This window comes from Streptomyces sp. BBFR25 (assembly GCF_044590125.1).
In the GTDB taxonomy this organism is placed as follows: Bacteria; Actinomycetota; Actinomycetes; order Streptomycetales; family Streptomycetaceae; genus Streptomyces; species Streptomyces canus_D.
The window spans coordinates 7,906,792-7,932,946 of sequence record NZ_CP172447.1; the positions used below are offsets into that span (position 1 = coordinate 7,906,792).

General features: G+C 73.4%; 28 protein-coding genes. 16 read left to right on the forward strand and 12 right to left on the reverse strand.

The genetic code is table 11. The features are described from left to right. Positions 1-647: 647 nt before the first annotated feature. The 6 genes from ACGH52_RS35420 to ACGH52_RS35445 all read left to right on the forward strand — a co-directional run bounded on the left by ACGH52_RS35420 (position 648) and on the right by ACGH52_RS35445 (position 6,519). Positions 648-1,439 carry an ABC transporter ATP-binding protein gene (locus ACGH52_RS35420; RefSeq protein WP_399945410.1) on the forward strand — a complete coding sequence of 264 codons (792 nt, stop codon included), beginning with the start codon at positions 648-650 and terminating at the stop codon, positions 1,437-1,439. Further along, entirely contained in the window at positions 1,436-2,230 is a 795-nt protein-coding gene (locus ACGH52_RS35425; protein ID WP_210976337.1) for an ABC transporter ATP-binding protein, read from the forward strand. Before ACGH52_RS35420 ends, ACGH52_RS35425 begins: the two co-directional genes overlap by 4 nt. Beyond that, the gene (locus ACGH52_RS35430; RefSeq protein ID WP_059296754.1) at positions 2,227-3,126 is read left to right on the forward strand and encodes a branched-chain amino acid ABC transporter permease; all 900 of its coding nucleotides are present in this window, start codon (positions 2,227-2,229) and stop codon (positions 3,124-3,126) included. The genes ACGH52_RS35425 and ACGH52_RS35430 overlap by 4 nt, the downstream gene beginning before the upstream one ends. Then, positions 3,119-4,276: a branched-chain amino acid ABC transporter permease gene (locus ACGH52_RS35435; protein WP_076972720.1), complete on the forward strand. Its 1,158-nt coding sequence runs from the start codon at positions 3,119-3,121 to the stop codon at positions 4,274-4,276. Before ACGH52_RS35430 ends, ACGH52_RS35435 begins: the two co-directional genes overlap by 8 nt. Then, positions 4,273-5,553 carry an ABC transporter substrate-binding protein gene (locus ACGH52_RS35440; RefSeq protein ID WP_399945416.1) on the forward strand — a complete coding sequence of 427 codons (1,281 nt, stop codon included), beginning with the start codon at positions 4,273-4,275 and terminating at the stop codon, positions 5,551-5,553. The genes ACGH52_RS35435 and ACGH52_RS35440 overlap by 4 nt, the downstream gene beginning before the upstream one ends. Positions 5,554-5,700: 147 nt before the next feature. Beyond that, the gene (locus ACGH52_RS35445; protein WP_076972718.1) at positions 5,701-6,519 is read left to right on the forward strand and encodes an SAM-dependent methyltransferase; all 819 of its coding nucleotides are present in this window, start codon (positions 5,701-5,703) and stop codon (positions 6,517-6,519) included. Positions 6,520-6,606: 87 nt separating this feature from the next. Here ACGH52_RS35445 and ACGH52_RS35450 read toward each other — a convergent pair whose 3' ends face one another. Together ACGH52_RS35450 and ACGH52_RS35455 are read right to left on the reverse strand one after the other, a co-directional pair. Then, positions 6,607-7,527 (reverse strand): helix-turn-helix transcriptional regulator, encoded by a 921-nt coding sequence (locus tag ACGH52_RS35450; protein ID WP_121702024.1) that lies wholly within the window; start codon positions 7,525-7,527, stop codon positions 6,607-6,609. A 123-nt stretch (positions 7,528-7,650) separates the two neighbouring features. Beyond that, positions 7,651-7,878, reverse strand: a complete 228-nt coding sequence (locus ACGH52_RS35455) for a DUF397 domain-containing protein (protein ID WP_059296750.1) — start codon at positions 7,876-7,878, stop codon at positions 7,651-7,653. 180 nt (positions 7,879-8,058) lie between these two features. On the opposite strand from ACGH52_RS35455, the gene ACGH52_RS35460 reads away from it, so the two are divergent. From ACGH52_RS35460 to ACGH52_RS35470, 3 genes are all read left to right on the forward strand, one after another. Continuing rightward, the gene (locus tag ACGH52_RS35460; protein WP_399945421.1) at positions 8,059-8,586 is read left to right on the forward strand and encodes an ATP-binding protein; all 528 of its coding nucleotides are present in this window, start codon (positions 8,059-8,061) and stop codon (positions 8,584-8,586) included. Positions 8,587-8,614: 28 nt separating this feature from the next. Further along, on the forward strand, positions 8,615-9,160 hold the full coding sequence (locus ACGH52_RS35465; RefSeq protein ID WP_059296748.1) for a hypothetical protein: 546 nt from the start codon (positions 8,615-8,617) through the stop codon (positions 9,158-9,160). Positions 9,161-9,333: 173 nt separating this feature from the next. Next, complete coding sequence (locus ACGH52_RS35470; protein WP_059296747.1) at positions 9,334-11,103, forward strand: ABC transporter ATP-binding protein; 1,770 nt, start codon at positions 9,334-9,336, stop codon at positions 11,101-11,103. A gap of 40 nt (positions 11,104-11,143) precedes the next feature. Here the strand turns inward: ACGH52_RS35470 and ACGH52_RS35475 are convergent, their stop codons facing one another. Then, entirely contained in the window at positions 11,144-11,737 is a 594-nt protein-coding gene (locus ACGH52_RS35475; RefSeq protein WP_076972716.1) for a TetR family transcriptional regulator, read from the reverse strand. 130 nt (positions 11,738-11,867) lie between these two features. On the opposite strand from ACGH52_RS35475, the gene ACGH52_RS35480 reads away from it, so the two are divergent. From ACGH52_RS35480 to ACGH52_RS35490, 3 genes are all read left to right on the forward strand, one after another. Then, the gene (locus ACGH52_RS35480; RefSeq protein ID WP_121702021.1) at positions 11,868-12,293 is read left to right on the forward strand and encodes a nuclear transport factor 2 family protein; all 426 of its coding nucleotides are present in this window, start codon (positions 11,868-11,870) and stop codon (positions 12,291-12,293) included. Further along, positions 12,290-13,135, forward strand: a complete 846-nt coding sequence (locus tag ACGH52_RS35485; protein ID WP_210976341.1) for an NAD(P)H-binding protein — start codon at positions 12,290-12,292, stop codon at positions 13,133-13,135. Before ACGH52_RS35480 ends, ACGH52_RS35485 begins: the two co-directional genes overlap by 4 nt. 112 nt (positions 13,136-13,247) lie before the next feature. Beyond that, complete coding sequence (locus ACGH52_RS35490) at positions 13,248-13,511, forward strand: DUF5133 domain-containing protein (protein ID WP_193777606.1); 264 nt, start codon at positions 13,248-13,250, stop codon at positions 13,509-13,511. 24 nt (positions 13,512-13,535) lie between these two features. On the opposite strand, the gene ACGH52_RS35495 is transcribed toward ACGH52_RS35490, so the two are convergent. Beyond that, positions 13,536-14,504 (reverse strand): GlxA family transcriptional regulator, encoded by a 969-nt coding sequence (locus ACGH52_RS35495; RefSeq protein WP_399945427.1) that lies wholly within the window; start codon positions 14,502-14,504, stop codon positions 13,536-13,538. Positions 14,505-14,701: 197 nt separating this feature from the next. Here ACGH52_RS35495 and ACGH52_RS35500 point away from each other — a divergent pair, with 197 nt between their 5' ends. Further along, the gene (locus ACGH52_RS35500; protein ID WP_399945429.1) at positions 14,702-15,217 is read left to right on the forward strand and encodes a hypothetical protein; all 516 of its coding nucleotides are present in this window, start codon (positions 14,702-14,704) and stop codon (positions 15,215-15,217) included. Between the two features lie 108 nt (positions 15,218-15,325). Next, positions 15,326-15,541, forward strand: a complete 216-nt coding sequence (locus tag ACGH52_RS35505) for a hypothetical protein (protein WP_003978167.1) — start codon at positions 15,326-15,328, stop codon at positions 15,539-15,541. Positions 15,542-15,556: 15 nt separating this feature from the next. On the opposite strand, the gene tgmB is transcribed toward ACGH52_RS35505, so the two are convergent. The 3 genes from tgmB to ACGH52_RS35520 all read right to left on the reverse strand — a co-directional run bounded on the left by tgmB (position 15,557) and on the right by ACGH52_RS35520 (position 17,192). Further along, positions 15,557-16,543, reverse strand: a complete 987-nt coding sequence (gene tgmB, locus ACGH52_RS35510) for an ATP-grasp ribosomal peptide maturase (protein ID WP_399945432.1) — start codon at positions 16,541-16,543, stop codon at positions 15,557-15,559. Positions 16,544-16,559: 16 nt separating this feature from the next. Then, positions 16,560-16,751: a putative ATP-grasp-modified RiPP gene (gene tgmA, locus ACGH52_RS35515; protein WP_003978169.1), complete on the reverse strand. Its 192-nt coding sequence runs from the start codon at positions 16,749-16,751 to the stop codon at positions 16,560-16,562. Between the two features lie 120 nt (positions 16,752-16,871). Beyond that, positions 16,872-17,192 carry a YkvA family protein gene (locus tag ACGH52_RS35520; protein WP_076972709.1) on the reverse strand — a complete coding sequence of 107 codons (321 nt, stop codon included), beginning with the start codon at positions 17,190-17,192 and terminating at the stop codon, positions 16,872-16,874. A gap of 205 nt (positions 17,193-17,397) precedes the next feature. Here ACGH52_RS35520 and ACGH52_RS35525 point away from each other — a divergent pair, with 205 nt between their 5' ends. Continuing rightward, on the forward strand, positions 17,398-18,822 hold the full coding sequence (locus ACGH52_RS35525; protein WP_399945437.1) for a hypothetical protein: 1,425 nt from the start codon (positions 17,398-17,400) through the stop codon (positions 18,820-18,822). A gap of 77 nt (positions 18,823-18,899) precedes the next feature. Here ACGH52_RS35525 and ACGH52_RS35530 read toward each other — a convergent pair whose 3' ends face one another. The 4 genes from ACGH52_RS35530 to ACGH52_RS35545 all read right to left on the reverse strand — a co-directional run bounded on the left by ACGH52_RS35530 (position 18,900) and on the right by ACGH52_RS35545 (position 23,935). Continuing rightward, positions 18,900-21,029, reverse strand: coding sequence for a xanthine dehydrogenase family protein molybdopterin-binding subunit (locus ACGH52_RS35530; protein WP_399945439.1), 2,130 nt, complete (start codon positions 21,027-21,029; stop codon positions 18,900-18,902). A 28-nt stretch (positions 21,030-21,057) separates the two neighbouring features. Further along, positions 21,058-22,050 (reverse strand): FAD binding domain-containing protein, encoded by a 993-nt coding sequence (locus tag ACGH52_RS35535; RefSeq protein ID WP_399945442.1) that lies wholly within the window; start codon positions 22,048-22,050, stop codon positions 21,058-21,060. Beyond that, positions 22,047-22,610 carry a 2Fe-2S iron-sulfur cluster-binding protein gene (locus ACGH52_RS35540; protein WP_059296736.1) on the reverse strand — a complete coding sequence of 188 codons (564 nt, stop codon included), beginning with the start codon at positions 22,608-22,610 and terminating at the stop codon, positions 22,047-22,049. The genes ACGH52_RS35535 and ACGH52_RS35540 overlap by 4 nt, the downstream gene beginning before the upstream one ends. 137 nt (positions 22,611-22,747) lie before the next feature. Further along, entirely contained in the window at positions 22,748-23,935 is a 1,188-nt protein-coding gene (locus tag ACGH52_RS35545; protein ID WP_076972705.1) for a hypothetical protein, read from the reverse strand. Positions 23,936-24,130: 195 nt separating this feature from the next. Here ACGH52_RS35545 and ACGH52_RS35550 point away from each other — a divergent pair, with 195 nt between their 5' ends. Continuing rightward, positions 24,131-24,925 (forward strand): SDR family NAD(P)-dependent oxidoreductase, encoded by a 795-nt coding sequence (locus ACGH52_RS35550; RefSeq protein WP_059296734.1) that lies wholly within the window; start codon positions 24,131-24,133, stop codon positions 24,923-24,925. 55 nt (positions 24,926-24,980) lie between these two features. On the opposite strand, the gene ACGH52_RS35555 is transcribed toward ACGH52_RS35550, so the two are convergent. Next, positions 24,981-26,051, reverse strand: a complete 1,071-nt coding sequence (locus ACGH52_RS35555; RefSeq protein WP_210976346.1) for a YihY/virulence factor BrkB family protein — start codon at positions 26,049-26,051, stop codon at positions 24,981-24,983. Between the last annotated feature and the right edge of the window lie 104 nt (positions 26,052-26,155).

A 26,155-nucleotide genomic window follows, 5' to 3' on the forward strand; every position in this document is an offset into this window, starting at 1 on the left:
AGGCCCTGCATGTCCCGGGTGCTCCTCCGGTGCCGGGAGACCCGGGGTGCTTGGGGCCCCGCAAGGCCGGAGGCGAGGGGCAGGGCGTCTTGAGATACACGCAGCCTCTGTAAGGGCGCAGCCCGGCAGTCCCGTAGCCGGGCAGGCCAGCAGGCTCCGGGAGCCCGGGCGGCTCCGCATGTCTCCGGTGCCCCGGTGCCGGGAGGGTCTCCGGGAGACCCGGGGGCCTGAGAGCCCCGCGAGCCCGTGCCCGGTACCCGGGTGCCCGGGTGTCTGGGAGACACCGGAGCCTCCAGGAGCCGGGAGGCCTCGTAAGTCTGCGGGGTGCCTCGACACCACGGCGTCCCGCCGCCCCGGGCTCCCATGAGCTGACGGCAAGACACCGACCCCCCCGCCCCTCCACAAGCCCCGGTCCGCCGACCCGCGCACCGGGGCTTCCCGCTGGTCGGGTCGGGGCGCCTGCCGGGGTCCGCCGGGTGCCGTTCGGCTCCGCAGCCATGGGCATCCGCACAGACTCGGCCGCCCCGGACTGGGACCCCGCAGCGACCCTGCCCCGGAGCCCTGTACGGCCCCCGGTGCCCGTGCTGTCGTGAGTTCCCCCCTTCATCCGTCACCGTGCCGTTCCGGCCCGGTCCCAAGGAGCCGCGATGCCCGCAGCACCACCGGACGGCGCGCCCGCGCTGCACGTCGAGAGCCTCGACGTGACGTACGGGCGCGCAGTGTCCGCCCTCCGCTCCGTGTCCCTGACCGTCCCGCACGGCGCCGTCGTCGCCCTGCTCGGAGCCAACGGCGCCGGCAAGACGACGCTGCTGCGGGCCGTCTCGGGCACCCTGCGCCTGCACCGCGGCGCGATCACGGCCGGCCGGGTCCGCTACGGCGACACGGCCCTGGACGGCCGCGACCCGGTCGCCGCCGTACGCGCCGGAGTCGTCCAGGTGCCCGAGGGCAGGCGGGTCTTCGCCGGGCTGACCGTCGACGAGAACCTGCGGGCCGGAGGCCTTGGCCTCAACCGGCACGCCCCCGCCCAGGTCCGCGAGGCCAGGGAGCGCGTCTTCACCCTGTTCCCGCGGCTCGCCGAACGCACCCGCCAGGCCGCCGGCCTGCTGTCCGGCGGGGAGCAGCAGATGCTGGCCATCGGCCGCGCCCTGATGGCCGCCCCGCGCCTGCTCCTCCTCGACGAACCCTCACTCGGCCTCGCTCCGATGATGGTCGACCGCATCGCCGAGGTCGTCCGCGAGATCAACACCCAGGGCACCGCCGTCCTCCTCGTCGAACAGAACGCCGGCATGGCCCTTTCCCTCGCCGGACAGGCCCACGTCCTGGAGGTCGGCGAGATCAGGCTGTCCGGCGACGCCGCCGAGCTCGCGCGGACGGACGCCGTACGCCGTCTCTACCTGGGCGAGACCACCGACGGCGCCGACGGCAAGGGGGCCGCGTGACCGCCCCCGCCGCACCGCCCCCGCTCGACGTGCGGGGCGTGACCGTGCGCTTCGCCGGTCTCCTCGCCCTCGACGACGTCTCCTTCACCGTCACCCCCGGCACCGTGCACGCCGTCATCGGCCCCAACGGCGCCGGGAAGTCCACCTGCTTCAACGTCCTGTCCGGGCTGTACCGCCCCACCGCCGGTTCCGTACGGCTCGGCGGCGCGGAACTGACCCGGCTCGCCCCGCACCGGATCGCCGCCCTGGGCGTCGCCCGCACCTTCCAGAACATCGTCACCACCCAGGGCACGGTCGCCGACAACCTGATGCTCGGCCGGCACGCCCTGTCCCACGCCGGTTTCGCCGCCAGCGCCCTGCGTCTGCCGCGCGCCGTGCGCGAACAGCGCGAGCACCTTGCGAAGGCCCGCGAGATCGCCGAACTCACCGGTCTGGCACCCCACTTCGACTCACCCGTCGCGCTGCTGTCCTACGGCGACCGCAAACGCGTCGAACTCGCCCGCGCCCTCTGTCTGGAGCCCCGTGTCCTGCTGCTCGACGAACCCGTGGCCGGCATGAACGCCGCCGAACGCACCCGCATGACCGAGGTGGTCCGGGAGATCCGCGCCGAACTCGCCCTCTCCGTCGTGCTGGTCGAGCACGACATGGGCCTGGTCATGCGGCTCGCCGACGAGGTCACCGTCCTCGACTTCGGCCGGGCCATCGCCCACGGCACCCCCGACGAGGTCCGGCGCGACCCCGAGGTGCTGCGCGCCTACCTCGGCACCACCACCGGGGAGGACGCGGCATGACCGGCTTCCTCGACAGCCTGTTCAACGGCCTGGCCCTGGGCTCCGTGTACGCCCTGATCGCCCTCGGCTTCGTCACCATCTTCAAGGCCTCCGGCGTCCTGAGCTTCACCCACGGCTCGCTGCTGCTGCTCGGCGGGTACCTCGTCGCCGTCCTCCACGACGACATCGGCTTCGCCGGTGCGCTGGCCGTCGCGGTCCTCGTGACGGCGGCCGCGGCCGGGACACTGGACCGGCTGGTGCTGCAACGCGTCGGGGGGAGCGACCCGCACGCCGCCCACGTCCAGACCATCGTCACCATCGGCATCGACATCGTCCTGGTCACCGACCTCGCCCGGCGCATCGGCGGCGACCTGCTGCCGCTCGGCGACCCCTGGGGCTCCGCCGTGACCGACCTCGGCCCGGTGACTGTGGCCGACAGCCGCGTCGCCGCGATCCTGGTGTCCGCCGTCGCCATCGGCGGCGCCTTCGCCCTCTTCCGGTTCACGCCCTGGGGCCTGTCGCTGCGCGCGGCGGCCGAGGACCGCGAGGCCGCCGCCCTCATGGGCGTACGGCTCACCCGCGTACGCACCGTCGCCTGGTGCCTGGCCGGTGCCCTCGCCGCGCTCGCCGCCGTCTTCCTGGTCGCCTTCCCGGCGCCCGGCCTGGAGCGCACCACCGGGCAGATCGCGCTGAAGGCCTTCCCGGCCGCCATCCTCGGCGGCATGACCTCGCCGGTCGGCGCCCTGGTCGGCAGCATGCTGATCGGCCTCACCGAGGCCTTCGTCGCCGGTTACCAGTCCGACCTGCACGTCCTCGGCGAGGGCTTCGGCGACGTCGCGCCGTACGCCGTGATGGTGCTCGTCCTGCTGGTGCGCCCCGCCGGACTCTTCGCGGCCAAGGGAGCGGCCCGTGTCTGACCTGCGACCCCTCCTCGCCAAGCGCGGCCCGCTCCTGCTGACCGCACTGCTCCTGTGCGCCCTGCCCTTCTACCTGGACGCCTTCTGGCTGCGCATCGGCCTGTTCTCCATGGCCGCGGCCATCGGCGCCGTCGGGCTCGGCCTGCTCAGCGGCACCGCCGGACAGCTCTCCCTCGGGCACGCCTTCTTCCTCGCCGTCGGCGCCTACGGCTACGTCTGGCTGGCGGGCGAGCCGGGCCCCGGGCTGCCGCCCGCCGTCGCCGCCGTCCTCGCCGTACTGCTCGCCGGGGCGGCGGGCGGACTGTTCAGCCCCGTCGCCGGACGCGTGAAGGGCATCTACCTCGGCGTGGCCACGCTCGCCCTGGTCTTCCTCGGCCACCACGTCCTGCTCACGGCGGACTCCGTCACCGGCGGCTTCAACGGCCGCTCGGTGCCACCGCTGGAACTGGGCGGCTTCACCTTCGCCGAGTCGGATCCGGAACTGACCGTCCTGGGCGTGCCGTTCGGCGCCGAGGAACGGCTGTGGTACCTGGGCCTCGTCCTGTTCGCCGTCACCTGGTTCACCGCGCGCGGACTGCTGCGCGGCCGCCCCGGACGGGCTCTGGCGGCGCTGCGCGACAGCGAGACCGCGGCGTCCGTGATGGGGGTGCACGTGGCCCGGTACCGCTCGTCCGCGTTCGTCGTCTCGTCGATGTACGCGGGCCTCGCCGGCGTCCTGCTCGCCCTCTCCTTCCGCCGCGTGGTGCCCGACTACTTCTCCCTCGCCCTCTCCGTCGACTACCTCGCCATGATCGTCATCGGCGGTCTCGGCTCGGTGGCCGGAGCCACCGCCGGAGCCGTCTTCGTCACCGCGCTGCCCCTGCTGATGACCCGCTACGCCGACCAGCTGCCCCTGGTGGCGGCGCCCGGGTCCGGCGGCGGCTCGATCGGCCCGACCGAGGCGTCCCGCTACCTCTACGGCGCGGCGATCGTCGTGATCCTCCTCTACGCCCCCGACGGCCTGCACGGACTGGCCCGCCGCACCCGGGCCCGCCTGCGCCGCCGCCCATCCGTCACCGGACCGCCCGGCACCGGCCCCGCGCCCGGTACCGCCTCCGACACCACTGACACCTCCGACACCACCGCACGAGCCAAGGAGCACACCCCGTGAACGTCACGCACCCCAGGCCCCGCACCGCCCGGACCGCCGCCCTGGCCGCGGCACTGGCCGCCGTGCTGCTCGCGGGCACCGCCTGCAGCTCCAAGGCGGACGGCGGGAGCACCGACGACGCCGCCGACGGCGTCAAGTCCGGCCCCGGAGTCACCGACAAGACCATCAGACTCGGCGCGCTCACCGACCTCACCGGCCCCTACGCCACCCTCGGCAAGAGCATCGTGCAGGCCCAGCAGATGTGGGCCGACGAGACCAACGCCGCGGGCGGCATCTGCGGACGGCAGGTGGAGATCGTGGTCAAGGACCACGGCTACGACGTGCAGAAGGCGGTCACCGCCTACGCCGACATCGCACCGGACGTCGTCGCCCTGCCGCAGGTCATCGGCTCCCCGGTGGTCGCCGCCCTGCTCGACGACATCGAGCGGGACCACATGCTGACCTTCCCGCAGGCCTGGGCGGCCAGTCTGCTCGGCCGGGACTCCGTCCAGGTCCTCGGCACCACCTACGACCTCGACATGATCGCCGCCGTCGACTTCCTCAGCCGTACCAAGAAGATCGCCAAGGGCGACACGATCGGTCACGTCTACTTCGAGGGCGACTACGGCGCCAACGCGCTGGAGGGCTCCGAGTGGGCCGCCGAACAGGCGGGGATGAAGGTCGCCGGGCAGAAGATCAAGGCCACCGACAGCGACCTGACCGCGCAGGTGTCCGCGCTGAACAAGGCCGGGGTGAAGGCGATCCTGATCAGCGCGGGTCCCGCCCAGACCGCCTCCCTGGCCGGTGTGGCCGCCGCCCGCGGCCTGAAGGTGCCGATCGTCAGCAGCGCGCCCGGCTACGCGCCGCAGCTGCTGAAGACACCCGCGGCGGCGGCGCTGGAGGCCATGGTCCACGTCGTCAGCGCCGCACCGGCGGTCAGTTCCGACCTGCCGGGCGTCAAGAAGATGGTCGCCTCCTACAAGAAGGCGTACCCGGGCGAGCCCGTCGACTCCGGCGTGCTCTCCGGATACAACGCCGCCCAACTGACCGGCGCCGACCTGAAGAAGGCCTGCGAGGGCGGCAGCCTCGCCCGTCAGGACGTCGTCAAGGCGCACCGTTCGCAGAAGAACGCCGACACCGGACTCGGCACCCCGCAGAACTTCACCCTCGTGACCGCGCCGGCCAGCCGGTCCACGTACGTGCTGAAGCCCGACGCCAAGGCGGTCGGCGGCCTGGTCGGCGTGGAGGAGGCGCACGAGGCACCCGGAGTGGACGCCTACCTGGCCGGGCGCGGCTGACCTGTCCGAGTGGCCGTCAACTGCTCTGCGCCGCAACCGGGTTGACGGCCACTCGATCCGGCCCCTGGTTTGGCTGACCACTACGTCTTTAGGATGTACTGTCTGTCATGCCAGTCCAGTTGGCGCGGGTACGGAGCTGGGGGAACGATGCAAGCCGACAAGCAGCTGTCCACGGAGATCGACGCCAACGTGCCTACAGCGGCACGTATGTACGACTTCTACCTGGGCGGCAAGGACAACTACGCGGCCGACCGCGAGGCCGTGGGCGAACTCGACAAGGTCGTCCCCAGCACGCGTCGGCTGGCGCTGAACAACCGGCGCTTCCTCCAGCGGGTCGTCCGGGTCCTCGCCGAGGACTACGGCATCCGTCAGTTTCTCGACCACGGCTCCGGCCTGCCCACGCAGGACAACGTGCACCAGGTCGCCCAGCGCGTCGCCCCCGAGTCCCGCGTCGTCTACGTCGACAACGACCCGATGGTGCTGGTCCACGGCCGGGCCCTGCTCGACCAGAACGACCAGACCGCCGTCATCCACGCCGACATGCGTGCCACGGAGGAGATCTTCTCCCACCCGGACACCCAGCGCCTGATCGACTTCTCGCAGCCGGTCGCCGTCCTGTTCAACTCGGTGTTCCACTGCATCCCGGACAGCGACACCGACGGTCCCCAGGCGGTCGTCCGCCGGGTGACCGAGCGGCTGGTGCCCGGAAGCTTCGCCGTGATGTGCCAGCTGGTCAGCGAGGACGCCGAGGTGCGGAAGTTCGTCACGGAGTTCATGGACCAGGCGACGCAGGGCCACTGGGGCCGGGTGCGTGAGCCCAAGGACGTCGAGGCCCTCTTCGCGGGCATGGACATCCTGGATCCGGGTCTGGTGGAGGTCTCCACCTGGCGCCCGGACACCGAGGTGGCACCGCGCCAGCTCACCGACGAGTGGATCGAGTTCGGCGGGCTGGGCCGACTGCGCTGACCGCGGACTGGCCAGGCCGGTCACAGACCACAGAGGAGGGGGCCACGCGCGTCGCGCGTGGCCCCCTCCTCTGTGCTGGTGCCGCTGCTACTTCGCCGGGTAGCGGGTCGCCATCGTCTCGCGCAACCGCTCCAGTGACTCGCGCGGAGTCAGCGCCTCGTCGGCCAGCCGGTCCAGCGCGACCCGGTATTGCTCGGTCTCGTCCTGGTCCTCGAGGAAGTTGGCGCTCCCGATGTGCTCCAGGTAGACCACGTCCGGCAGATCGGCGCCGCCGAAACGCAGATAGGTGACGGGAATGGCCGGTGCCGACGCGTGCGTCACGTCCAGCGGCACGATCTGCAGCGTCACATGGGGCCGCTTCGCCATCGTGACCAGGTGCTCGAGCTGCTCGCGCATGATCTCGCGGCTGCCCAGCACGCGCAGCAGGACGGACTCGTCGATGATCGCCCACAGCTGCGGCGCGTCCTTGCGCTCCAGCAACGCCGCCCGGCGCTTGCGCAGTTCGACGCGGCGCCGGACCTCGCCCGTGGGGGCGTTCGGCAGGCCGCGCTCGACCACCGCTTCCGTGTAGGCCGGGGTCTGCAGCAGGCCGGGGACGTACTGGATCTCGAAGGTACGGATGGTCGCCGCGGCCTCCTGGAGGCCGACCAGGCGGTCGAACCACTCGGGCATCAGGCGCTTGTCGTACCGCTGCCACCAGCCCGGTTCGCCCGCGCGCTGCAACAGCTTGAGCAGCACCGAGGCCTCGTAGGCGTCGGTGCCGTACCGCCCGAGCAGCGCGCGGACGTCCTTCTCCGAAGGGGGCCTGCGGCCCTTGCCCGACTCGATGCGCGAGAGCTTCGCGGCGCTGAAGCCCAGCTCGCGTGCCGCCTGGTCCTGGGAGAGGCCGGCATCCTCGCGGAAACCCGCCAGCTGCACGCCGACGAGCATCTTGAGCAGAGTCGGAGCCGGCTCCGCCCGGTCCAGATAGGGTTCGAGACGGGAGATGCGATGCGACGCGGCGGACATCCTGGCTCCCAGCAGACCGGCAGACTTGAAGGAAAGACTATCTCATCCCCTCGGTGCCCGCCGCATCCGCCCGTAGAAATCGGGTAGTTGGACTCCTCTTCGGCGCCGCCGCGGCGCCCCGGTCTACAGCAGGTGGTCGAACTCGCCGTCCTTCGCCCCCGCCAGGAACGCGGCCACCTCCGCCGGGGTGTACACGAGCGCGGGGCCGTCGGGGTCACGGGAGTTGCGCATCGCGATGCCTCCGTCCACGAGGGCGACCTCGACGCAGTTGCCCTCGGCGTTGCTGTGCCGACTCTTCGTCCAGCAGGCCTCCAACTGGCTGGCCTGCACTCCGTTGCGCACTGGTGGCACCGCGGTCTCCTTGCTGTTCGGGGGAGCGGACCGAGTCGTGCCGGTCCCCGAGCGCCCCTATCCGATTTTTTTCGCGCAATTTCTCGTGCAATTGCACGCGAGCGCTCTCAGCGTGGATAATAGCCGTGGCGTCAACCCCCCGGTTGAGGTCCCGTCCTGACGTCGCATCAGGGAGATGCTGTGCCGTCACCTGCGCATCCAACGCTCCGGTCGCCCGGCGAACCCGTGTCGGAGGCAGGCACGACGCGTCGCTCCGGAGGGATCCCGTATGCGGGGCGTCCCGCCCTCGGTGGCCGCCCGGCCGCCGAGGTGCTGCGCGTCGCGTGCAGCGGGGCGGGGTTCGCCCGGGCCCGGGTCTTCACCCGGGACACGCTGCGCGGGTGGTCGCTCGACCACCGCGGCGACGACGCGGTCCTCGTGATCACCGAACTGATCTCCAACGCTGTGACGCACGCGGTGCCGTCGGCGGCGGCCGGTGTCCCGGAGATCAGGCTCGGACTGGCCCTGGATTCCGGCGGACTGACGCTGACCGTCTCCGATCCCGGGGACGACATGCCCGCGTTCGACCCGTCCGACGGCTCCGCACTCCGGGAGCACGGACGCGGTCTGTGCATCGTCGACACCCTCGCCGAGGAGTGGGGCTGGACCCCGCGCCCGCCGGCGGGCAAGACGGTCTGGGCCACATTGTCGACCCGCCCCCTCACCTGACCCGACTGCCGCGGAAGGGCCCCACACCATGCGCAGCGCTCCGACACCCGAGCCGAGCATCCAGCGCACCGACCGTCAGACGTCGCCCGGCTCCCCCCGCACCACCGCCCTGCTCGCAGGTCTCGACGGGGTGCCCTGGAGCGACATCCAGGACTCCACCGGTTCGGCGGCGGCCATTCCCCGGCTGCTGCGCAAGGTGGCCCGGGGCGACGCCGAAACCGCCCGCGCCGCCCTCGGCGACCTGCGCAAGCGCATCTGCCAGTACGGCTTCGTCGTCGAGCAGGCGACCGCCGCGACCGTTCCGTTCCTGTGGGAGCTGGCGCAGCGGCCCCAGGTGAGCTGCCGGGCGCAGATCATCCAGCTGCTCAAGAACATCGCCGACGCCCGGCAGTGGGAGACCACCGCCACCGCCTACCCCAAGCTGCTCAACCACCGTGAGAACCCGGTGGCCTGGGAGCGCGCGGCGCGGCAGGCCGTCCGCGCCCGCCGGGACGGCCTGGAGAGGCTGCTGGCCGAGGATGACACCGAGATCACCCGCGCCACCACCGAACTCGCCCGCACCCTCGGCGACTGAGCCCCGCGCCCGCGAAGACCGGGACCCGCGCCCTCCACGGGGGAGAAGGCGCGGGTTCCCCTTCCGATCCCCCTTCCGAGGCGCGGAACGGTGTGGCGTGCTCCAGGCCGACCGGGTAGGAAAGCGCGGGAAGCAAGCGCTTGCCGCACTCGGTCACCAGGAGGACCACGCCGATGGCGTCGTCGATGGAAAAGCCGCTCGATCACCGCTACCGGGGCGAACACCCGATACGCACCCTCGTCTACCTGTTCCGCGCCGACCGCCGCCGACTGGCCGGCGCGGTGGCCGTCTTCACCGTCAAGCACAGCCCGATCTGGCTGCTGCCCCTGATCACGGCCACCATCATCGACACCGTCGTGCAGCACGGACCGATCGCCGACCTGTGGACCAGCACCGGGATCATCATGTTCATCCTGGTGGTCAACTACCCGCTGCACCTGCTGTACGTGCGCCTCCTGTACGGCAGTGTGCGCCGCATGGGCACCGCCCTGCGCTCCGCGCTGTGCACGCGGATGCAGCAGCTCTCCATCGGCTACCACGCGCGGGTGAGCGCGGGCGTCCTGCAGGCCAAGGTCGTCCGGGACGTGGAGACGGTGGAACAGATGGTGCAGCAGACCGCCGAGACCGGCCTCGGCGCGTTCACCGTGCTCACCGGCGGCCTCGTCATCATCGCCGTGCGCACCCCGGAGTTCCTGCCCGTCTTCCTCGTCGTCGTCCCCGCCGCCTCCCTGCTGGTGGCCCGGCTCCGCGCCCGGCTGCGCACCCACAACGAGCACTTCCGCCACGAGGTCGAGACCCTGTCCTCGCGGGTCACGGAGATGACCCGGCTCATCCCGGTCACCCGCGCCCACGGCCTGGAGGGCAAGGCGCTGCGCCGCATGGACGGCACCCTGGACCGGCTGCTGACCTCCGGAATGCGCCTGGACCTGGTCAACGGACGCTTCGGCTCGCTGTCCTGGGTCGTGCTCAACGTGGTCGGCGTCCTGGTGCTGGCGGGCGCCGCGCTGATCTCGTACTACGACGTCTGGGGAGTCACCGCCGGCGACGTCGTGATGCTCAGCGCCTTCCTGACCACGCTCACCAACTCCACGACGACGCTGGCGGGCCTGGCCCCGGTCATCACCAAGGGCCTGGAGTCCGTCCGTTCGGTCGGCGAGGTGCTCCAGGCGCCCGAACTGGAGGACAACGAGGGCAAGACGGAACTGACCTCGCTGCGCGGAGCCGTCACCTTCGAGCGCGTCGGACACCTCTACGAGAGCGACGGGCGGCCCGCGGTCAGCGACTTCACCCTCTCCGTCGAACCGGGCGAGACCATCGCGCTGGTGGGCGCGTCCGGCGCGGGCAAGTCCACCGTCCTCAACCTGGTGATCGGCTTCCTGCGGCCGACCTCGGGCAGGCTGCTGCTGGACGGTGTCGACATGAACACCCTCGACCTGCGCACGTACCGGCGCTTCGTCTCGGTGGTGCCGCAGGAGTCGATCCTGTTCGACGGCACGATCCGGGAGAACGTCGCCTACGGCATGGACGACGCCGACGAGGAGACCGTGCGCGGCGCCCTGCGCGACGCCAACGCGCTGGAGTTCGTCGACCGGTTGCCGCGGGGCCTGGACACCCTGGTCGGGGAGCACGGCGCGCGGCTGTCCGGCGGACAGCGCCAGCGCCTGGCCATCGCCCGCGCCCTGATCCGGGACCCCCGGGTGCTGATCCTCGACGAGGCCACCTCGGCGCTGGACACCCGCTCGGAGGCGCTCGTCCAGCAGGCGCTGGCCCGGCTGCTGCGCGGGCGTACCACGTTCGTCGTGGCGCACCGGCTGTCCACGGTGCGGGGCGCGGACCGGATCGTGGTGATGGGCGACGGCCGGATCCAGGAGACCGGCACCCACGAGGAACTGCTGGCCGGGGAAGGGGCGTACGCCGCCCTGCACAGCGGCCAGGTCGCCTGAGCGCGTCCGTGCCGCTCGCGGTGCCCGTGGCGGGCGGGCCTCAGGCCGGTGCGGAAGCGGTGCCGAGGACGCGAGCGGTGTAGTCGGCGAGCTGGGCGCGCATCCGCTCGGGGGCCACGCCCTGTTGGCCGGCCAGGTGTTCCACGAGGTCCGCGCGGACGGCGGCGAGCAGCGCGTGGGCGGCGAACTCCCCGTCGGGGAGGCCGGGCAGCTCCTCCAGCACGGTGCGGAGCAGGGTGTGCCAGCGCTCGTAGTGCCCGGCGCCGTAAGGGCTGTCGTGGCCCGTGGCCTCCAGTGCCAGCGCGAGGCCCCGGTTGTCGAGCTTGAAGCGCAGGAGCGCGTCGAGCAGGGCGGCGACGCGCTCCCGCGGCGGGGTGCCGGGGCCCAGCGGCGGCGGACCCGACTCGACCGCCTCCTCGACCGGCCCGAGCCGCGCCTGGTACAGCGCCGCGACCAGTCCCACCCGGTCGCCGAAGGCCCGGAAGAGGGTCCCCTTGCCCACCCCGGCCGCCGCCGCGACATCGGCCATGGTGACATCGCCGGGGTTCTCGCAGCGGACGAAGAGGTCGTCGGCGGCGGCGAGGACGGCCGCCCGGTTGCGGGCCGCGTCCTTGCGGGGCTTGCGCTCGGTCACAGGTCTCCTCCGTCGAGGGATGGTGCGTATTGCAAAGCGGACCGCTAGTCCGTATCGTTTGAAGCGGACTACCGGTCCGCATTCTATGCGACGACCGCGCCGGGAAGGCGCGGTGCGAAGGAGCACACCCATGCCCACCCCCGTCTCCCCGTCGGACCTGTTCCGGCACGGTCTGCGCCTGCTGCTGGACAAGGACATCGACGCCTGGGTCGGCCTGTGGGCCGACGACGGACTGATGGAATTCCCCTTCGCCCCCGACGGTCGGCCACGGCGACTCGAAGGGCGGGAGGCGGTCGCCGCCTACATGCGGCCCTATCCCGGCCACATCGACCTGCACGACTTCCCCGAACTGCGCATCCACGAGACGACCGATGCCCGGACCGTCGTGGTGGAGATGCGCGGCGTCGGCCGGCTGGTGCGGACGGGCGCCCCCTTCGACATGACGTACATCGCCGTCGTGACCGTCGAGGACGGCCGGTTCACGTCCTACCGTGACTACTGGAACCCGCTGGCCCTGCTGGAACCCGGCGCCGAGTTCGCCGGGAGCGCCCGATGACCGGCAACGGCACGACGCTGGTGACCGGCGCCACCGGCACGACCGGAAGCCGCACCACCGCCCGGCTGGTCGCCGCGGGCCACCGGGTGAAGGCCGCCGGACGGCGCGCCGCCCCGGTGCCGGGCGCGGAGCCGGTCCGCTTCGACTGGTACGACACCACCACCCACGACGCGGCCCTCGACGGAGCGGACCGGGTCTACCTCGTCCCACCCGTGGGCGACATGAACCCGGCCGCCGTCATGCTCCCCTTCCTGCGCCGCGCGCGTGCCGCCGGTGTGCGGCGCGCCGTGCTGCTCAGCTCCTCCGCCGTTCCCGCGGGCGCCGTGGCGGTGGGCGCGGTGCACCGGGAGCTGCCCGGCCTGTTCGACCAGTGGGCGGTGCTGCGGCCCTCCTGGTTCATGCAGAACTTCACCGGCGAGCACACCCATGCCGCCGGCATCCGCCGGGACGGCACCATCCGGACCGCCACCGGGAGCGGCCGGGTGGCCTTCGTCGACGCCGACGACATCGCCGCCGTCGCCGTGCACGCCCTCACCGACGACCACGCCCCGAACACCGACCTGGTCCTCACCGGGCCCGAGCCCCTCGCCCACGACGACATCGCCGCGATCCTCACCCGGGCCGGCGGCCGGCCGGTCGTCCACCGCCGCCTGACTCCCCAGGAGATGCGTGACCGCCTCGCCCGCGTGGTGCCGCCGGACTTCGCCGCGATGCTGACCGAACTCGACCTCGCGATCGCCCGCGGGGCCGAGGACCGCACCACCGACACCGTCGAACGCGTCACCGGCCGCCCGCCGCACGGCTTCCAGGAGGTGGTGGCACGCGAGTGGGGAGGGTGTTGAGAAACGCCCGAGAAGGGTCGGGATCTGGTCAACCGCGAGCAGGGGTGCCCATGATGCGCATGCTTCGACGGGGTGCGGGCATACGCAGCGAAAGTCGAGAGAGGGGCGTTTCGTGCTGGAGCCGGACCCGAAGGTCGTCAGGGAGCTGCTGACGCGGTACGCGTCGCTGAGGATCGCTCAGGCGGAGAGGCCGCGGACCGCGGTGGTGCGGGAGCTGACGGACGTCAGTTACACCCTGTGCGTGATGATGGCGACCACCAGCGTCCACGACGCGGTGGCCAAGGCGGACGCGCTGCTGCTCGCCAAGGGCGGGACGGCGCACCAGGAGGGCCCGGTGGACGCCAACGGGGAGAGCGGCCTGTCGCTGGCCGTGTGACAGTGCCGGTCCGCGCCACGCGTCCTACGGGCTTCCCGGCGGCACGGCGGTCCTCGCCCGGAAGGCGGCGCGGTAGGCGTGCGGCGTGGTGCCGGCCACGCGGCGGAACCGCTCGCGAAAGGCCGTGGGGGAGCCGAACCCCGCCTGCCGGGCGATCCGTTCGACGGAGTGGTCCCCGTTCTCCAGCAGGTACTGGGCGCGTCGCACCCGCGCCCGCAGCAGCCACTGCAGCGGAGTGGTGCCCGTCTGCTCGCGGAACCGGCGGCTGAAGGTGCGCTCGCTCATCCCCGAGCGCGCCGCCATCGCCCCGAGGGTGACCTCCTCGGCCAGATGGTCCTCGATCCAGCGCAGGAGCGGCTCCAGGTCCGACCCCCGCGGCACGGGCGGATGCTCCTGCACGATGAACTGGGCCTGCCCGCCCTCGCGTTCCAGCGGAACGACACACATCCGGGCGGCGTGCGCGGCCACGGCCGATCCCAGGTCCCGGCGGATCATGTGCAGGCACATGTCCAGACCGGCGGCCGCGCCCGCCGAGGTGAGGATCTGGCCGTTGTCGACATAGAGCACGTCCGGCCGCACCTCCACCCGCGGGTACCGGCGGGCCAGTTCCGCCGCGGCGATCCAGTGGGTGGCGGCCCGCAGCCCGTCCAGCAGCCCGGCTTCCGCGAGCACGAAGGCGCCCACGCACACCGACGCGATCCGCGTCCCGGCGTCGGCCGCCCGGCGCAGCGCGCCGAGGACGAGGTCGGAGGGCGGGCCGGACTCCTCGGAGCGCCCCGGCACGATGATCGTGTCCGCGGTCTCCAGCGCCTCCAGGCCCCGCTCGATCCGCAGGGCGAGGCCCTCGGTGCGCACCTCGGGCGACTGTGCGCACAGAGTGACCCGGTAGGGGCTGCGGCCGTCGGGCAGCCGCGTCCAGTCGAACGCCTGCATGGGTGCCGCCATGTCGAACGGCACCACGTCGTCGAGGACCAGGATCGCCACCGAGTGCATGGGCGCCACCCTAGGCGGGTTCCCGCCGCGCGCAGAAGCCCGCGTCAGGCCCGGGTGACGTCCAGCAGGTGCTGGTGGGGGCGCTGGCGAGAATCCGTTGGAAGCTGTCGTTTCAGCCTCTGTGCGACCGATCGCCGCCTTCCTACCTTGGTTCTCGATCACCGCATCGTCCGATCCCGCCTCCCGGAGCCCGACCGATGACCAAGTTCCTGCTGTCCCTCCACGTCCTGGCGGCCATCGTCGCCGTCGGCCCCGTCACCGTCGCGGCCAGCATGTTCCCGGCGGCCGCGCGGCGGGTGCCGGCGGTCGCGCCCGTCGGGGGAGGGGGAGGGGGCGAGGACGCGGCCGGGGTCGGGGCCGGGGCGGACACCGGGGACGTGCGCACCGTCCGGCTGCTGCACCGCATCTGCCGGGTCTACGCCGGTCTCGGCATCGCGGTGCCGGTCCTCGGCTTCGCCACCGCCGCCTCGATGGGGGTCCTCTCGGACGCCTGGCTGATCACGTCCGTCACCCTCACCGCCGTCGCGGCCGGGCTCCTGGTCGCCTTCGTCCTGCCGCGCCAGGAGGAGCTGCTGGGGCAACTGGCCGACGGGCAGCCCGTCGAACGGGCCCGCACGGCCCGGCTCGCCATGTTCACCGGCCTGTTCAACCTGCTGTGGGCCACGGTGACCGTTCTCATGATCGTGCGGCCCGGGTCCACGACCGGCGCCTGAGTGGCCGTTCACATCCTGGCGGAATGCGCACCACCACGTGAACGGGCGCCTAGACTGCTCAGTCGCGCCTCCGTACGGGGGCGGACGACACGAAAGGCACGTTGACGGGTGTTCCAGGATTCCCCCATCTACGACCGACTCGTCGCCGAACGCGGTGACGTCCCCGAGCAGGTGCGGCGGGACGCCGAGCGTGTGAGCAGGGAACTGGAGGTGGTCATGCGTCCGTTGCGCGCCCCCGGGCACCTGCCGGGCGCCGAGCGCCAGCCGTCCCCGGGCGCCGGCTGGCAGCGTACCGCCCTGCTGCCCGGCCCCCGCCCGCACTGACGGGCGCACCGCGGCTCAGCCGACCGCCGCCGTGCCGGGACCGTCCGCGTCCACCGCGTCCACGGCGCCGGGCCGGGCCAGCCACTCGGCGATAGTGCGGGCGATCGGCTGGCCCGTCTCCACCTCGACGAAGCCGAACTGCCCCGACTGGTTGCACTCGAGGAACCACCAGGTGCCGTCGCCGTCCTCGGCGAAGTCGAGGGCTCCGTAGGCCAGACCGGCCGCCCGAAGGTAGGCGCGCACCTGCTCGGCGACGCGCGGCGGCACCTCGGCCGGCCGCCACGGCTCGCCCGACGCCGTGAAACGGACGTCCACCTCGTCGGGGTCCCGACTCGCGAGCGCCGTCTTGCGGGCGGCCAGCAACTCCCCGCCGACGGCGGTCAGCCGGATGTCGGCACGCTTGGCGACCCGGCGTTGCAGCAGCGTCGGGCCGTGCGCGACGGCGGAGAAGTCGGCTCCGGGGGGAACCCGGCTGGTCGGCACCGCCAGGGGCGGGTCCTGCGGATGGGCGCCCGAGACGGGCTTGACCACCAGATCCGGGTAGCGCTCGGCGAACTCGCGTGCCGCCCGCGGAAACGTCGTGATCAGCGTCGCCGGCACGGGCAGGCCGCACCGCTGGGCGAGCCGCAGCTGCCAGGGCTTGTACCTGGCCCGGTGGGCGGCGTCGGGCTGGTTCATCCAGCGTGCCCCCGAGCCGCGCAGCATGCCGTACAGCGCCTGACCGGCCTCCTCGGTCAGCCACGCGGACGGCTCGGCGGCCCGCGTGGCCGCGCCGCCCGGCCTGCGCACCCACACGGACCGCAGCCCGCCGATGCTCACCAGACGGCCCCCCGAGGACAGATGGCCCCGGAAGGAGCCGTGCACGAACTCGCCGGACAGCGCGACGGAGTCGGTGAGGTCGGCGGGGTCCAGGCGGACCACCGGTACTCCCGACGCGTTCAGGTGCACCACCACCATGTCCGCGGTGACGTCCTCTTCACTGGTCAGGATCAGCACGGTCATTCTCGACGGCCCGTGTTCAGTCGTCGAAGTGAGTCTTCGACCCCGCGGTGGAGGTCGTGGTCCCCAGTTCCCTCAGCAGGGCGTGGTCGCAGGCGGCGACCCGCCCGTCGAGGAGCACGTTCAACTGCAGCCCGGAGTCGTAGACGTACGGAGTGGTGGCTTCCAACTCCACTGCGGGCCGTGCGTAGTTGAGCGCGAACGGTTGCATCGTCTCTCCCTAGTCGGTGCTGCGCCGATCAGATGACGGCCCCTGTGCGGCCGTCATCTGGTCCGCCGACTTCCTTCGGCTTCCAGAGACTTATACGAATCGAACGGGTGATTGGTTTCCTTACGCTGCGTAATCACCGGGCGGGCCGGTGGTCCCCCGCCGCTCCACGGGGCCGCGCCGCCCGCCGATCGGGCCGCGCGCGGAGCGCAGGGCAAGGAGCAGCACGCCGATGTCGTCCAGGTAGACCGGGTCGGGCAACAGGTCCGCCGGGAGCACCAGATAGAGGACGGCGCCCCAGAAGACCCAGCGCGGGCCCGTGGGCAGGCCGGCCCGCCTGAGGTCCCGCCGGGTGCGGACCAGACGCACCAGGACGGCGAGAGCCGCCGCCAGGACGAGCGCCGCGAGCAGCACCGCCACGACGATCACTGAGGTCGTATCCACGGTCCCCTCCTTCGGCGCGCCGTACGCGCCTCCCTACCCGGATGCCCGCTCGCACCGGCGGCATGACCAGGGGAGGCGCTCTCTCATCCCTGTGGCCCACCCGGAGTGGCACGGGGCGGTGGACGTGCCTAGTAATGGCAGCACGCAAGCGCGAGTCGCATGTCGGGGACGCAGGGCGGCCGCACCCCCACCACACGGAGAGATCATGACCACCGGCTCTTCATCACCCCGCTCGCCCGAGTACGCCATATCCGCCGTGGACCTGCCCACCGGGGAGACGACCACGACCACCGGCACGGCGCGACCGCCGGGCGCGGCACCCGCGGTCCGGACGTCCGCCGACCGGCCCTCGCCCGAACAGGACGGCGACCTCTGGGACGTCGACTTCGACGACGGCGACCTCCCCGAGCTGGAACCCGATCCCGACCTCCCCGCCGCCGGAGCGGATGCCGCCCCCGACGTGGCGGCGGACCCTGCCGGCGGTGCGCCGCAGGCGTACGGCGATCCCGTCGGCGACCTGGTGCGCGCCGCCGTCGCGGACCGGCCGCTGGACGAGGTCGTCGACCTGATCACGACGCTGGAGCAGTCACCGCAGTACGCGCAGGCCACGATCGACGCGCTCCGCGCGGTCGGCGTGAACCGGTCCGTCGAGGACGTCACCCGGCTGGTCGGGCTGCTCACCCGGCCGCCGCGACAGTCCGACAGCGCGGACGAGGCGATCCGGGCCGCGGCGGAGTGCCGCTCCGTGGAGGACGTGACCCGGCTGATGGCGCTGCTGCACCGCACCCCCCTGGAACCGCACTGCGGGCAGGAGGCCGTACGCGCCGCCGCCACCGGCCGCCCGGTCGAGGAACTGGTCGAACTGATCGGCCGGCTCGCCGAGGACGGACACGTACGCCCGGAGCGGCCCGACGCCCGGCGGCTGCGGGCGGCCCGGGACGCGGCCGACGAGCACGACGGAGGCGAGCCCGACACCCGGTCGCGGGAGCGGTTCACCGGCACCGCTGACGGAGCGGACCGCCGCGGCCGTGAACGCCGCCGGACGCCACGCCCGTTCCGCCGGGGACGCGACCGCGAGGAGCCCCGAGCGGCGCGCGACCGTGCGGAATCCCGTGCGCCGCGTCGCGACGGGTCCGGTGCTCCGCGCGAGCGCGACAAGGCCCGCGCGGCGCGCGACCGCCACCGCGCGGCACGACGGGCCGCCCGCGGTCCGGCCTGGCCGGCCTGGCTCACCGTCGCGGTCCTCGCCGGGTGCGGTGTGGCCTTCTTCCCGCTGCACCGCGGCGACGCCTCCGCACCGGCCTACGGGGTGGCACTCGGCCTGTCGGCGCTCTGCCTGGTGCTGGCCCTGCTGCTGACCGTGCGGCCCGCCGTACCGCTGCTCGCCGCCGCGGTCGTGGCACCGGCGGCGCTGGCCGCGGCCAAGCTCTACGGCAGCGCCACCCCCTCGGCGCGGGTCTCCCCGGTTACGGACCTCACGCTCGCACCGGTCTGGATCGCGGTCGCGGTGGCCGTGGTCGCCTCGCTCGTCGCACTGACGGCACTGTGCGTGCGGGTGGCCGCACCGGCCTCCGCGCGGCGCAGGCCGACCCGATCCGTGGCCGTGGCCGGCCGCACCGCCGCGGACTGACCGGCACTCCCCGCTTCCCGACAGCGCGTGGTCCGCGCCGGAGGTGAAAGAACCCGGCGCGGACCACGCGTCCGCCGTCAGACGCCCAGCATGCCCGCGGGGTGCTCGTGTTCCAGCAGGGCGGTGAGCACCCGGTCCGGAGTGAGCGGCAGTTCCCGGAAGCGGATGCCGGTGGCGTGGTGGACGGCGTTGCCCACGGCCGCCGCCGAGCCCACGATCCCGATCTCACCGATCCCCTTGCTGCCCATGGGGTTGAGGTGGTCGTCCTGCTCGTCGACCCAGTACGCCTCGACGTCGGCGACGTCCGCGTGCGCGGGCACGTGGTACGAGGCCAGGTCGCGCTCGACGAAGTCGCCGAACACCGGGTCCACCGTGCTGTCCTCGGTCAGCGCCATGCCCAGGCCCATCGTCATGCCCCCGATGAACTGGGAGCGGGCCGTACGCGCGTTGAGGATGCGCCCGGCGGCGAAGACGCCGAGCATCCGGGTCACCCGCACCTCGCCGGAGACGCCGTCCACGGTCACCTCGGCGAAATGGGCGCCGAACGCGTGCCGGGCGAAGGGACTCTCCGCGTCCACCGTCCCGGAGGTGTCGGCCTCGGCGGCGACCCCCTCGTCCGGCAGCGGCCCCGAGCGCTCCGCCAGCCGGGCGGCCAGCCGGACGCACGCCTGGTGCACGGCCGACCCCCAGGACGCGGTGCCCGAGGAGCCACCGGCCATCGGGGCGAAGCCGATGCCGCTGTCGGCGACCTCGACCCGCACCCGGTCCAGCGGGCAGCCGAGGACGTCGGCCGCGATCTGCGCGAGCACCGTCCGGGCACCCGTACCGATGTCGGTGGCGTTGACCCGCACCAGGAAACCGCCGTCGGGCAGGGCGCGCGCCGAGGCGACGCAGGGGGACACCAGCACCGGGTAGGTGGCCGCGGCCACCCCACTGCCGATCAGCAGGGGCCCGGTCGCGCGGGACCGCGGACGCGGATCGCGGTCCTCCCAGCCGAAGCGTCGGGCGCCCTCGCGCAGACACTCCACCAGATGCCTGCTGCTGAACGGCTTCCCGCTGTCCGGCTCGCTCTCCGGTTCGTTGCGGATCCTCAGCTTCACCGGGTCGACGCCGAGTTCGGCGGCCAGCTCGTCCATCGCGGACTCGAGGGCGTACATGCCGGGGCACTCGCCGGGGGCGCGCATCCAGGAGGGCGTGGGAACGTCGAGCGCCGCCACGCGGTGGACCGTGCGCAGGGCGGGAGCGGCGTACATGACCCGCGCGGGGACCGCCGCCTGCTCCACGAACTCCTTCACCCGCGAGGTGTGCGTCGTCACCTCGTGCACGAGCGACGTGAGCCGGCCGCCGGCGTCCGCGCCGAGGCGCAGCCGGTGCAGGGTCGGCGCGCGGTGCCCGACGACGGCGGGCAGGTAGCGGCGCGGCAGCGCCACGGTCACCTGCCGCCCGGTCTCGCGCGCCGCCATCGCGGCCAGCACCACCTCGGGACGCGGCGTGCCCTTCGAGCCGAACCCGCCGCCCACGTGCTCGGCGCGCACCGTGATCCGGTCCTCGGGCAGTTGGAACAGGCGGGCCAGTTCCTTCTGAACCGCCGTGGTGCCCTGGCTGGAGCAGTGCACGGCCAGCCTCTCGCCGTCCCAGTGCGCCGTACTGGCGTGCGGCTCCATCGGGTGGTTGTGCAGCGGCGGCACCCGGTACTCGACGTCCACCCGGTTCGCCGAGGCGGCGAGGGCACCCTCTGGGTCGCCGTGTTCGGTGACGGCCGGGAAGCCGCCGTTGGCCGACTCGGGGACGTACGCCCCGGAGTGCGAGGCGGTCAGCGTCACGTCGTGGGGCTCGGTCTCGTAGGTGACGCGGACGGCGGCGGCTCCGGCCCGGGCCGCCTCAAGCGTCTCGGCCACCACCACGCCCACGAACCAGCCCCGGTGCGGGACGTGCGGGTCCTGCAGCACGGCCAGCGTCGGGTCGTCCGGGGTGCCGAGCCGGGGCGCGTTCTCGTGGGTGAGCACCGCGAGCACGCCGGGCAGCGCGAGCGCGGGCGCGGTGTCGACGCCGGTCACCCGGCCCCGTACGACCGTCGCGGGCACGGGCCAGGCCTGGGCGCGGCCCGGCGCCGGGTACTCGGCGGCGTACCGGGCGGTGCCGGTGACCTTCTCCCGTCCCTCCCGGCGCTCGACGGGGGCGCCCAGGACGGCATCGGTGGCGGTCATGGAGTCCTCCTCGTGGACACCTCGGTCGTCAGGTCGTGGCGGGCGGGGCGAGCCGGCCCAGTACGTCCAGGGCCAGCCGGCGGGCCAGCGGCACCTTGTAGGCGTTGTCCCGCAGCGGTTCGGCGGCGGCCAGCTCCAGGTCGACGGCGTGTTCGAACGCCGCCGTCGTGGGCGCCGCGCCCCGCAGCGCGTCCTCGGCCCGCCGGGCCCGCCAGGGCCGGTGCGCCAGCGCTCCGAAGGCGATCCCGGCCCGCTCCACCACCCCGTCCGAGAGGTGCAGCACCACGGCGACGGAGGCCAGCGCGAAGGCGTACGACGCCCGGTCGCGGGCCTTGCGGTACGCCGAGGGCAGCCCGGCCGTGGCCGCGGGCAGGACCACACCGGTGATCAGCTCGCCGGGGTGGATCTCCGTGTCCCGCTCCGGATGCTGCCCGGGGAGCCGGTGGAAGTCGGCGGCGGGCACGCTGCGGGCGCCCTCGGGGCCGTGCAGTTCCACGCGCGCGTCGAGCGCGGCCAGCGCCACCGCCATGTCCGAGGGGTGGGTGGCGATGCACTGGTCGGAGTGCCCCAGTACCGCGTGGTCGCGGTGTACGCCCTCCAGGGCGCCGCAGCCGCTGCCGGGCTCCCGCTTGTTGCAGGGCTTGGACACGTCCTGGAAGTAGGGACAGCGGGTGCGCTGGAGCAGGTTGCCGCCGGTGGTGGCGGCGTTGCGCAACTGCCCGGAGGCACCGGCCAGCAGCGCCTGGGACAGCGCGGGGTAGCGGTCGCGCACCGCCGGGTGGGCCGCGAGGTCGCTGTTGCGGACCGTCGCCCCGGCCCGCAGCCCGCCGTCCGGCAGCTCCTCCACGGTGTCCAGCGGCAGCCGGGTGACGTCGACGAGCGCGGCGGGCGTCTCCACGCCGAGCTTCATCAGGTCGACGAGGTTGGTGCCGCCGCCGAGATAACGGGCGCCGGGGTGGGCCGCGAAGGCCTCGGTGGCCTCCTCGACGCTGCCCGCGCGTACGTAGGCGAAGGACTTCACGGGATCACGTCCTCGACCGCGTCGGCGATCCGCGGATACGCGCCGCACCGGCACAGGTTGCCGCTCAGCCGCTCCCGGATCTCCTCCCGGCCCAGCGCCACGGGCTCCCCGGACGGCGTCGCCGGGTCGGTGACGTGGGAGGGGTGCCCGGCCGCGGCCTCGGCGAGCGCGCCGACCGCGGAGCAGATCTGGCCCGGGGTGCAGTAGCCGCACTGGAAGGCGTCGCGGTCCAGGAAGGCGCGCTGCACGGGGTGCAGTTCCTCGCCGTCCCCGGCGAGCCCCTCGACGGTGGTGATCTCGCAGCCGTCCAGGGCGACCGCGAACAGCAGGCAGCTGTTGACGCGCCGCCCGTCGACCAGGACCGTGCAGGCGCCGCACTGACCGTGGTCGCAGCCCTTCTTGGCGCCCGCGAGTTCGAGGTCCTCCCGCAGGAGGTCCAGCAGGACGCGACGGTGGTCGACGGTGAGGGTGTGCGGTTTGCCGTTGACGCGGAGCGTGGTCTGCGAACGGGAGGATGCCGGTGGGCGGGAAGCGGGTGCGCTGTCGTGCTGGCTGTCCATGGCGTCGATGACCTTCCGGGACGGGCCGGGCTCCTGTGCCGTCCGCGTATCCACCTCGCGCCGGATGACACGTGAGGGTGCCCTCACCGCACGGCGTCCCGCACGCCCGGTTCGGGGTCCCGGGCGACCGGGAGGCGTCAGTCGTCGGTCGCCGGGGTCCCGGAGGGCTCCGTGGTGGCGTGGTCGGTGGCGGCGCGGTCGGTGGTGGCCGGGCGGGGGGTCCTGGCGGAGCCCCTGAACCGCTCCAGGGTGCGGGTCAGACCCCGGAGGGGAGACGCCGACGGGGGCTGGGACGGTGCGGGTCCTGGCGGTGCCGCCGCGGCGGACTCCCGGTACACGGCGAGGGCCTCGGCCGCGCGTTCCGCCGCCTCCCGGTACAGGTCACGGGACTGGGTCATGGCCTCCAGCGCCTCGGCGTACATCCTCACCAGCTTGCGCTCGCGCTCCAGCTCCTCCTCCAGCGTCAGCAGCCGCCAGTCCTCCCGCAGCGAGCCGAGGGCCGCCACCGCGTCGTCGGGCAGCGGCCTGGGCAGCGCGGCGAAGGACGTCACCGCCGCGATCAGCCCGGTGGGCTCGGAGCCGTCCAGGAAGACGGTGCGGACGGAGAAGTCACCGTCGGCGTAGTCGGCCGGGGCCGGTGTACCGGGCAGCACCACCGCGCCGCCGCGCGGCACCTGGACCCCGAAGTCCTCCAGGGCCCAGTTCACCACCCGCAACTGCTGCGGCGCGGCGCGGTGCTCGACCACCCGGTGCCGCAGACCGGGCGGCAGCCGCTGCGCCAGGGGCACCCGGCCGCGGTGGTCCGGGGTCATCGCCTCGTGCACGACGACGTGGATGTTCCACGGGCTGCGCCCGGCCTCCTTGAGCAGCCGGCGCACGGCCTTGTCGTCGTCGGGCAGGGTGTTGATGCCCCGCATCCGCAGCCCCGTGGCCGCGTCCCGGTCCCAGGTGACGTCCGGGTCGTCGGGCCAGAACACGGTGGCGGGGGAGGGCCAGGCGAGGTCCCAGGCCTCCTCGGCCTCCGCGAGCAGCGTCCACTCCTGGCCGCCCGCCGAGCCTGGCTCCAGGATCAGCCTGGCCCGCACGGTGACGGGCCCGGGGGCCTTCCAGCGCGCCTCGAAGATCCGCGGGCCGGGAGCCCCGGCGGCCGCGGGCTCCGCCGCCGGCTCGTCGGGCGGCTCCAGGAAGTCGTCGATGACGTGGTCGTCCTTGAGCTGCCGCAGCCGGTGCCGGACGGTGTCCTCGGCAGCGGAGCCGACATGGCGGCCGCGAGCGGCCCACAGCGTGGGCGGCTGCGTGGGGCGGGCGGTGGGCGAGGTCGGCATGGGTCCTTCGGGCAGCAGGGGCACGGACGTAGGCAAGTATCGTCGCCGCAGGTCATTCCGGAGCACCGGGGGGTCCGCCGACCGGGCGTGCCGCGGCGCGGCGCACGGTGCGGCCGGCGGTGGCGCGGGTGCGTGGTGGGCGAGGGTGGGCAGGAGCAACCCGACCGACCGTACGGCACGAGAAGGAGCGACCTGATGAACCTCGACCTCGGCGGACGCACCGCACTGGTGACGGGCTCCTCGCAGGGCATCGGGGCGGCGATCGCCGCCGGGCTGGCACGGGCCGGTGCCACCGTGGGCGTCAACGGGCGCGACGCCGGCCGTCTGGAGGAGAGCGTCGAGAAGCTGCGGGCCGAGGTGCCGGACGGCGCGTTCGTGCCGGTCGCGGCCGACCTCGGTACCGAGGAGGGCGCCGATCGGGCTCTGGAGGCACTGCCCGACGTGGACATCCTCGTGAACAACCTCGGCGTCTTCGGTGCCGCGCCCGCGCTGGAGATCAGCGACGCCGAGTGGCGCCGCTACTTCGAGATCAACGTCCTCGCGGGCGTCAGGCTGACGCGCGCCCATCTCCCCCGGATGAGGGACCGGGGCTGGGGCCGGGTGCTGTACATCGCGAGCGACTCGGCCGTCGTGATCCCGGCCGAGATGATCCACTACGGGGTGTCCAAGACGGCCCTGCTCGGAGTCGGCCGCGGCTTCGCCAAGGAGGCGGCGGGCAGCGGCGTCACGGTGAACTGCGTCATCGCCGGGCCCACCCACACCGAGGGCGTCGAGGACTTCGTGTACCAGCTGGTCGACCGCGAGCTGCCCTGGGACGAGGCACAGCGCGTCTTCATGCGCGAACACCGCCCGCAGTCCCTCCTCCAGCGGCTGATCGAGCCGGAGGAGATCGCCAACCTGGTGGTGTACCTCAGCTCCCCGCTCGCCTCGGCCACCACCGGCGCGGCCGTCCGGGTCGACGGCGGATACGTCGACTCGATCCTGCCGTAGCGTCCCCGGTCCAGCCGTCCCCGGTCCAGCCGTCCCCGGTCCAGCCGTCCCCGGCTCAGTCGTCCTCGGCCGCGCGCCGCCGGTCCGCCTCGTTCCAGGCCCGGGTGTCGCGCGGCTCGACGTACGGCTCCTCCTCGGGCGGGTGGCCGCCGTCGATGACCCGCTGCCGGGCCAGCTCCGCGTCGAACTCCAGGCCGAGCAGGATGGCGAGGTTCGTCACCCAGAGCCACACGAGGAAGATGATGACGCCGGCGAGGGTGCCGTACGTCTTGTTGTACGAGCCGAAGTTGGCCACGTAGAAGGCGAACCCGGCGGAGGCCAGCAGCCAGATCAGCAGCGCGACCAGGCTGCCCGGCGAGATCCACTTGAATCCCTTGACCCGGGCGTTCGGCGCGGCCCAGTACAGGATCGCGATCATGAAGGTGACGAGCAGGACCAGCACCGGCCACTTGGCGATCGACCACACGGTCAGCGCGGTGTCGCCGACGCCGAGCGCCGTGCCCGCCTGCCGGGCGAGGCTTCCGGTGAACACCACGATGAGCGCGCTGACCACCGCGAGCACGAGCAGCACCACGGTCAGGGCCACCCGCAGCGGCAGCACCTTCCACACCGGGCGCCCCTCGGGCACGTCGTAGACCGCGTTGGCGGCGCGGATGAACGCCGCCACGTAGCCGGACGCCGACCAGACCGCGCCGACCAGACCGACCACGGCCAGTACGGAGCCCAGGCCCGCCTTGGCCTGCAGTTGCTCCACGGCGTTCGTGATCACGTCCCGCGCGGACCCCGGCGCGAGCTTCTGCACGTTGTCCAGGACCTCCTGGGTGGCGGACTCCCCGGCGATGCCGAGCAGCGAGACCAGCACCAGCAGGGCCGGGAACAGCGACAGGATGCCGTAGTAGGTGAGGGCGGCGGCCCGGTCGGTCAGCTCGTCGTCCTTGAACTCGGCGATCACGCGCCGCGACAGCGCGGACCACGAACGTCCGGGCAGTTCGGTGGGGGAGTCGGGGGCGGCGTCCTCGGTGGCGGCGCCGGGACCGTAGTCCTCGGCCGTCTTCTCGTCGGCCGGTTCGTCCGCCGGTGTGTCCTTCGGATGCTTCCCCCCGCGGGGGAGGTGGAGTCGGGCCATGCACCCCGGGTTGCCCGTCTCGGCGATGGCGAACTCCGCAGTATGCCCGAGCGCGCGCACGTTCCTCTGGAAAATGCCAAAGCGCTCACCGGATGCATGCACTT

Excerpts from the sequence above, each read along its gene's own strand:
- ACGH52_RS35420 (WP_399945410.1), top strand. The coding sequence starts at position 648 with ATGCCCGCAGCACCACCGGACGGCGCGCCCGCGCTGCACGTCGAGAGC.
- ACGH52_RS35430 (WP_059296754.1), top strand. The coding sequence starts at position 2,227 with ATGACCGGCTTCCTCGACAGCCTGTTCAACGGCCTGGCCCTGGGCTCC.
- ACGH52_RS35445 (WP_076972718.1), top strand. The coding sequence starts at position 5,701 with ATGCAAGCCGACAAGCAGCTGTCCACGGAGATCGACGCCAACGTGCCT.
- ACGH52_RS35450 (WP_121702024.1), bottom strand. The coding sequence starts at position 7,527 with ATGTCCGCCGCGTCGCATCGCATCTCCCGTCTCGAACCCTATCTGGAC.
- ACGH52_RS35465 (WP_059296748.1), top strand. The coding sequence starts at position 8,615 with ATGCGCAGCGCTCCGACACCCGAGCCGAGCATCCAGCGCACCGACCGT.
- ACGH52_RS35470 (WP_059296747.1), top strand. The coding sequence starts at position 9,334 with ATGGCGTCGTCGATGGAAAAGCCGCTCGATCACCGCTACCGGGGCGAA.
- ACGH52_RS35480 (WP_121702021.1), top strand. The coding sequence starts at position 11,868 with ATGCCCACCCCCGTCTCCCCGTCGGACCTGTTCCGGCACGGTCTGCGC.
- ACGH52_RS35485 (WP_210976341.1), top strand. The coding sequence starts at position 12,290 with ATGACCGGCAACGGCACGACGCTGGTGACCGGCGCCACCGGCACGACC.
- ACGH52_RS35495 (WP_399945427.1), bottom strand. The coding sequence starts at position 14,504 with ATGCACTCGGTGGCGATCCTGGTCCTCGACGACGTGGTGCCGTTCGAC.
- ACGH52_RS35500 (WP_399945429.1), top strand. The coding sequence starts at position 14,702 with ATGACCAAGTTCCTGCTGTCCCTCCACGTCCTGGCGGCCATCGTCGCC.
- tgmB (WP_399945432.1), bottom strand. The coding sequence starts at position 16,543 with ATGACCGTGCTGATCCTGACCAGTGAAGAGGACGTCACCGCGGACATG.
- tgmA (WP_003978169.1), bottom strand. The coding sequence starts at position 16,751 with ATGCAACCGTTCGCGCTCAACTACGCACGGCCCGCAGTGGAGTTGGAA.
- ACGH52_RS35525 (WP_399945437.1), top strand. The coding sequence starts at position 17,398 with ATGACCACCGGCTCTTCATCACCCCGCTCGCCCGAGTACGCCATATCC.
- ACGH52_RS35530 (WP_399945439.1), bottom strand. The coding sequence starts at position 21,029 with ATGACCGCCACCGATGCCGTCCTGGGCGCCCCCGTCGAGCGCCGGGAG.
- ACGH52_RS35540 (WP_059296736.1), bottom strand. The coding sequence starts at position 22,610 with ATGGACAGCCAGCACGACAGCGCACCCGCTTCCCGCCCACCGGCATCC.
- ACGH52_RS35545 (WP_076972705.1), bottom strand. The coding sequence starts at position 23,935 with ATGCCGACCTCGCCCACCGCCCGCCCCACGCAGCCGCCCACGCTGTGG.
- ACGH52_RS35550 (WP_059296734.1), top strand. The coding sequence starts at position 24,131 with ATGAACCTCGACCTCGGCGGACGCACCGCACTGGTGACGGGCTCCTCG.
- ACGH52_RS35555 (WP_210976346.1), bottom strand. The coding sequence starts at position 26,051 with ATGGCCCGACTCCACCTCCCCCGCGGGGGGAAGCATCCGAAGGACACA.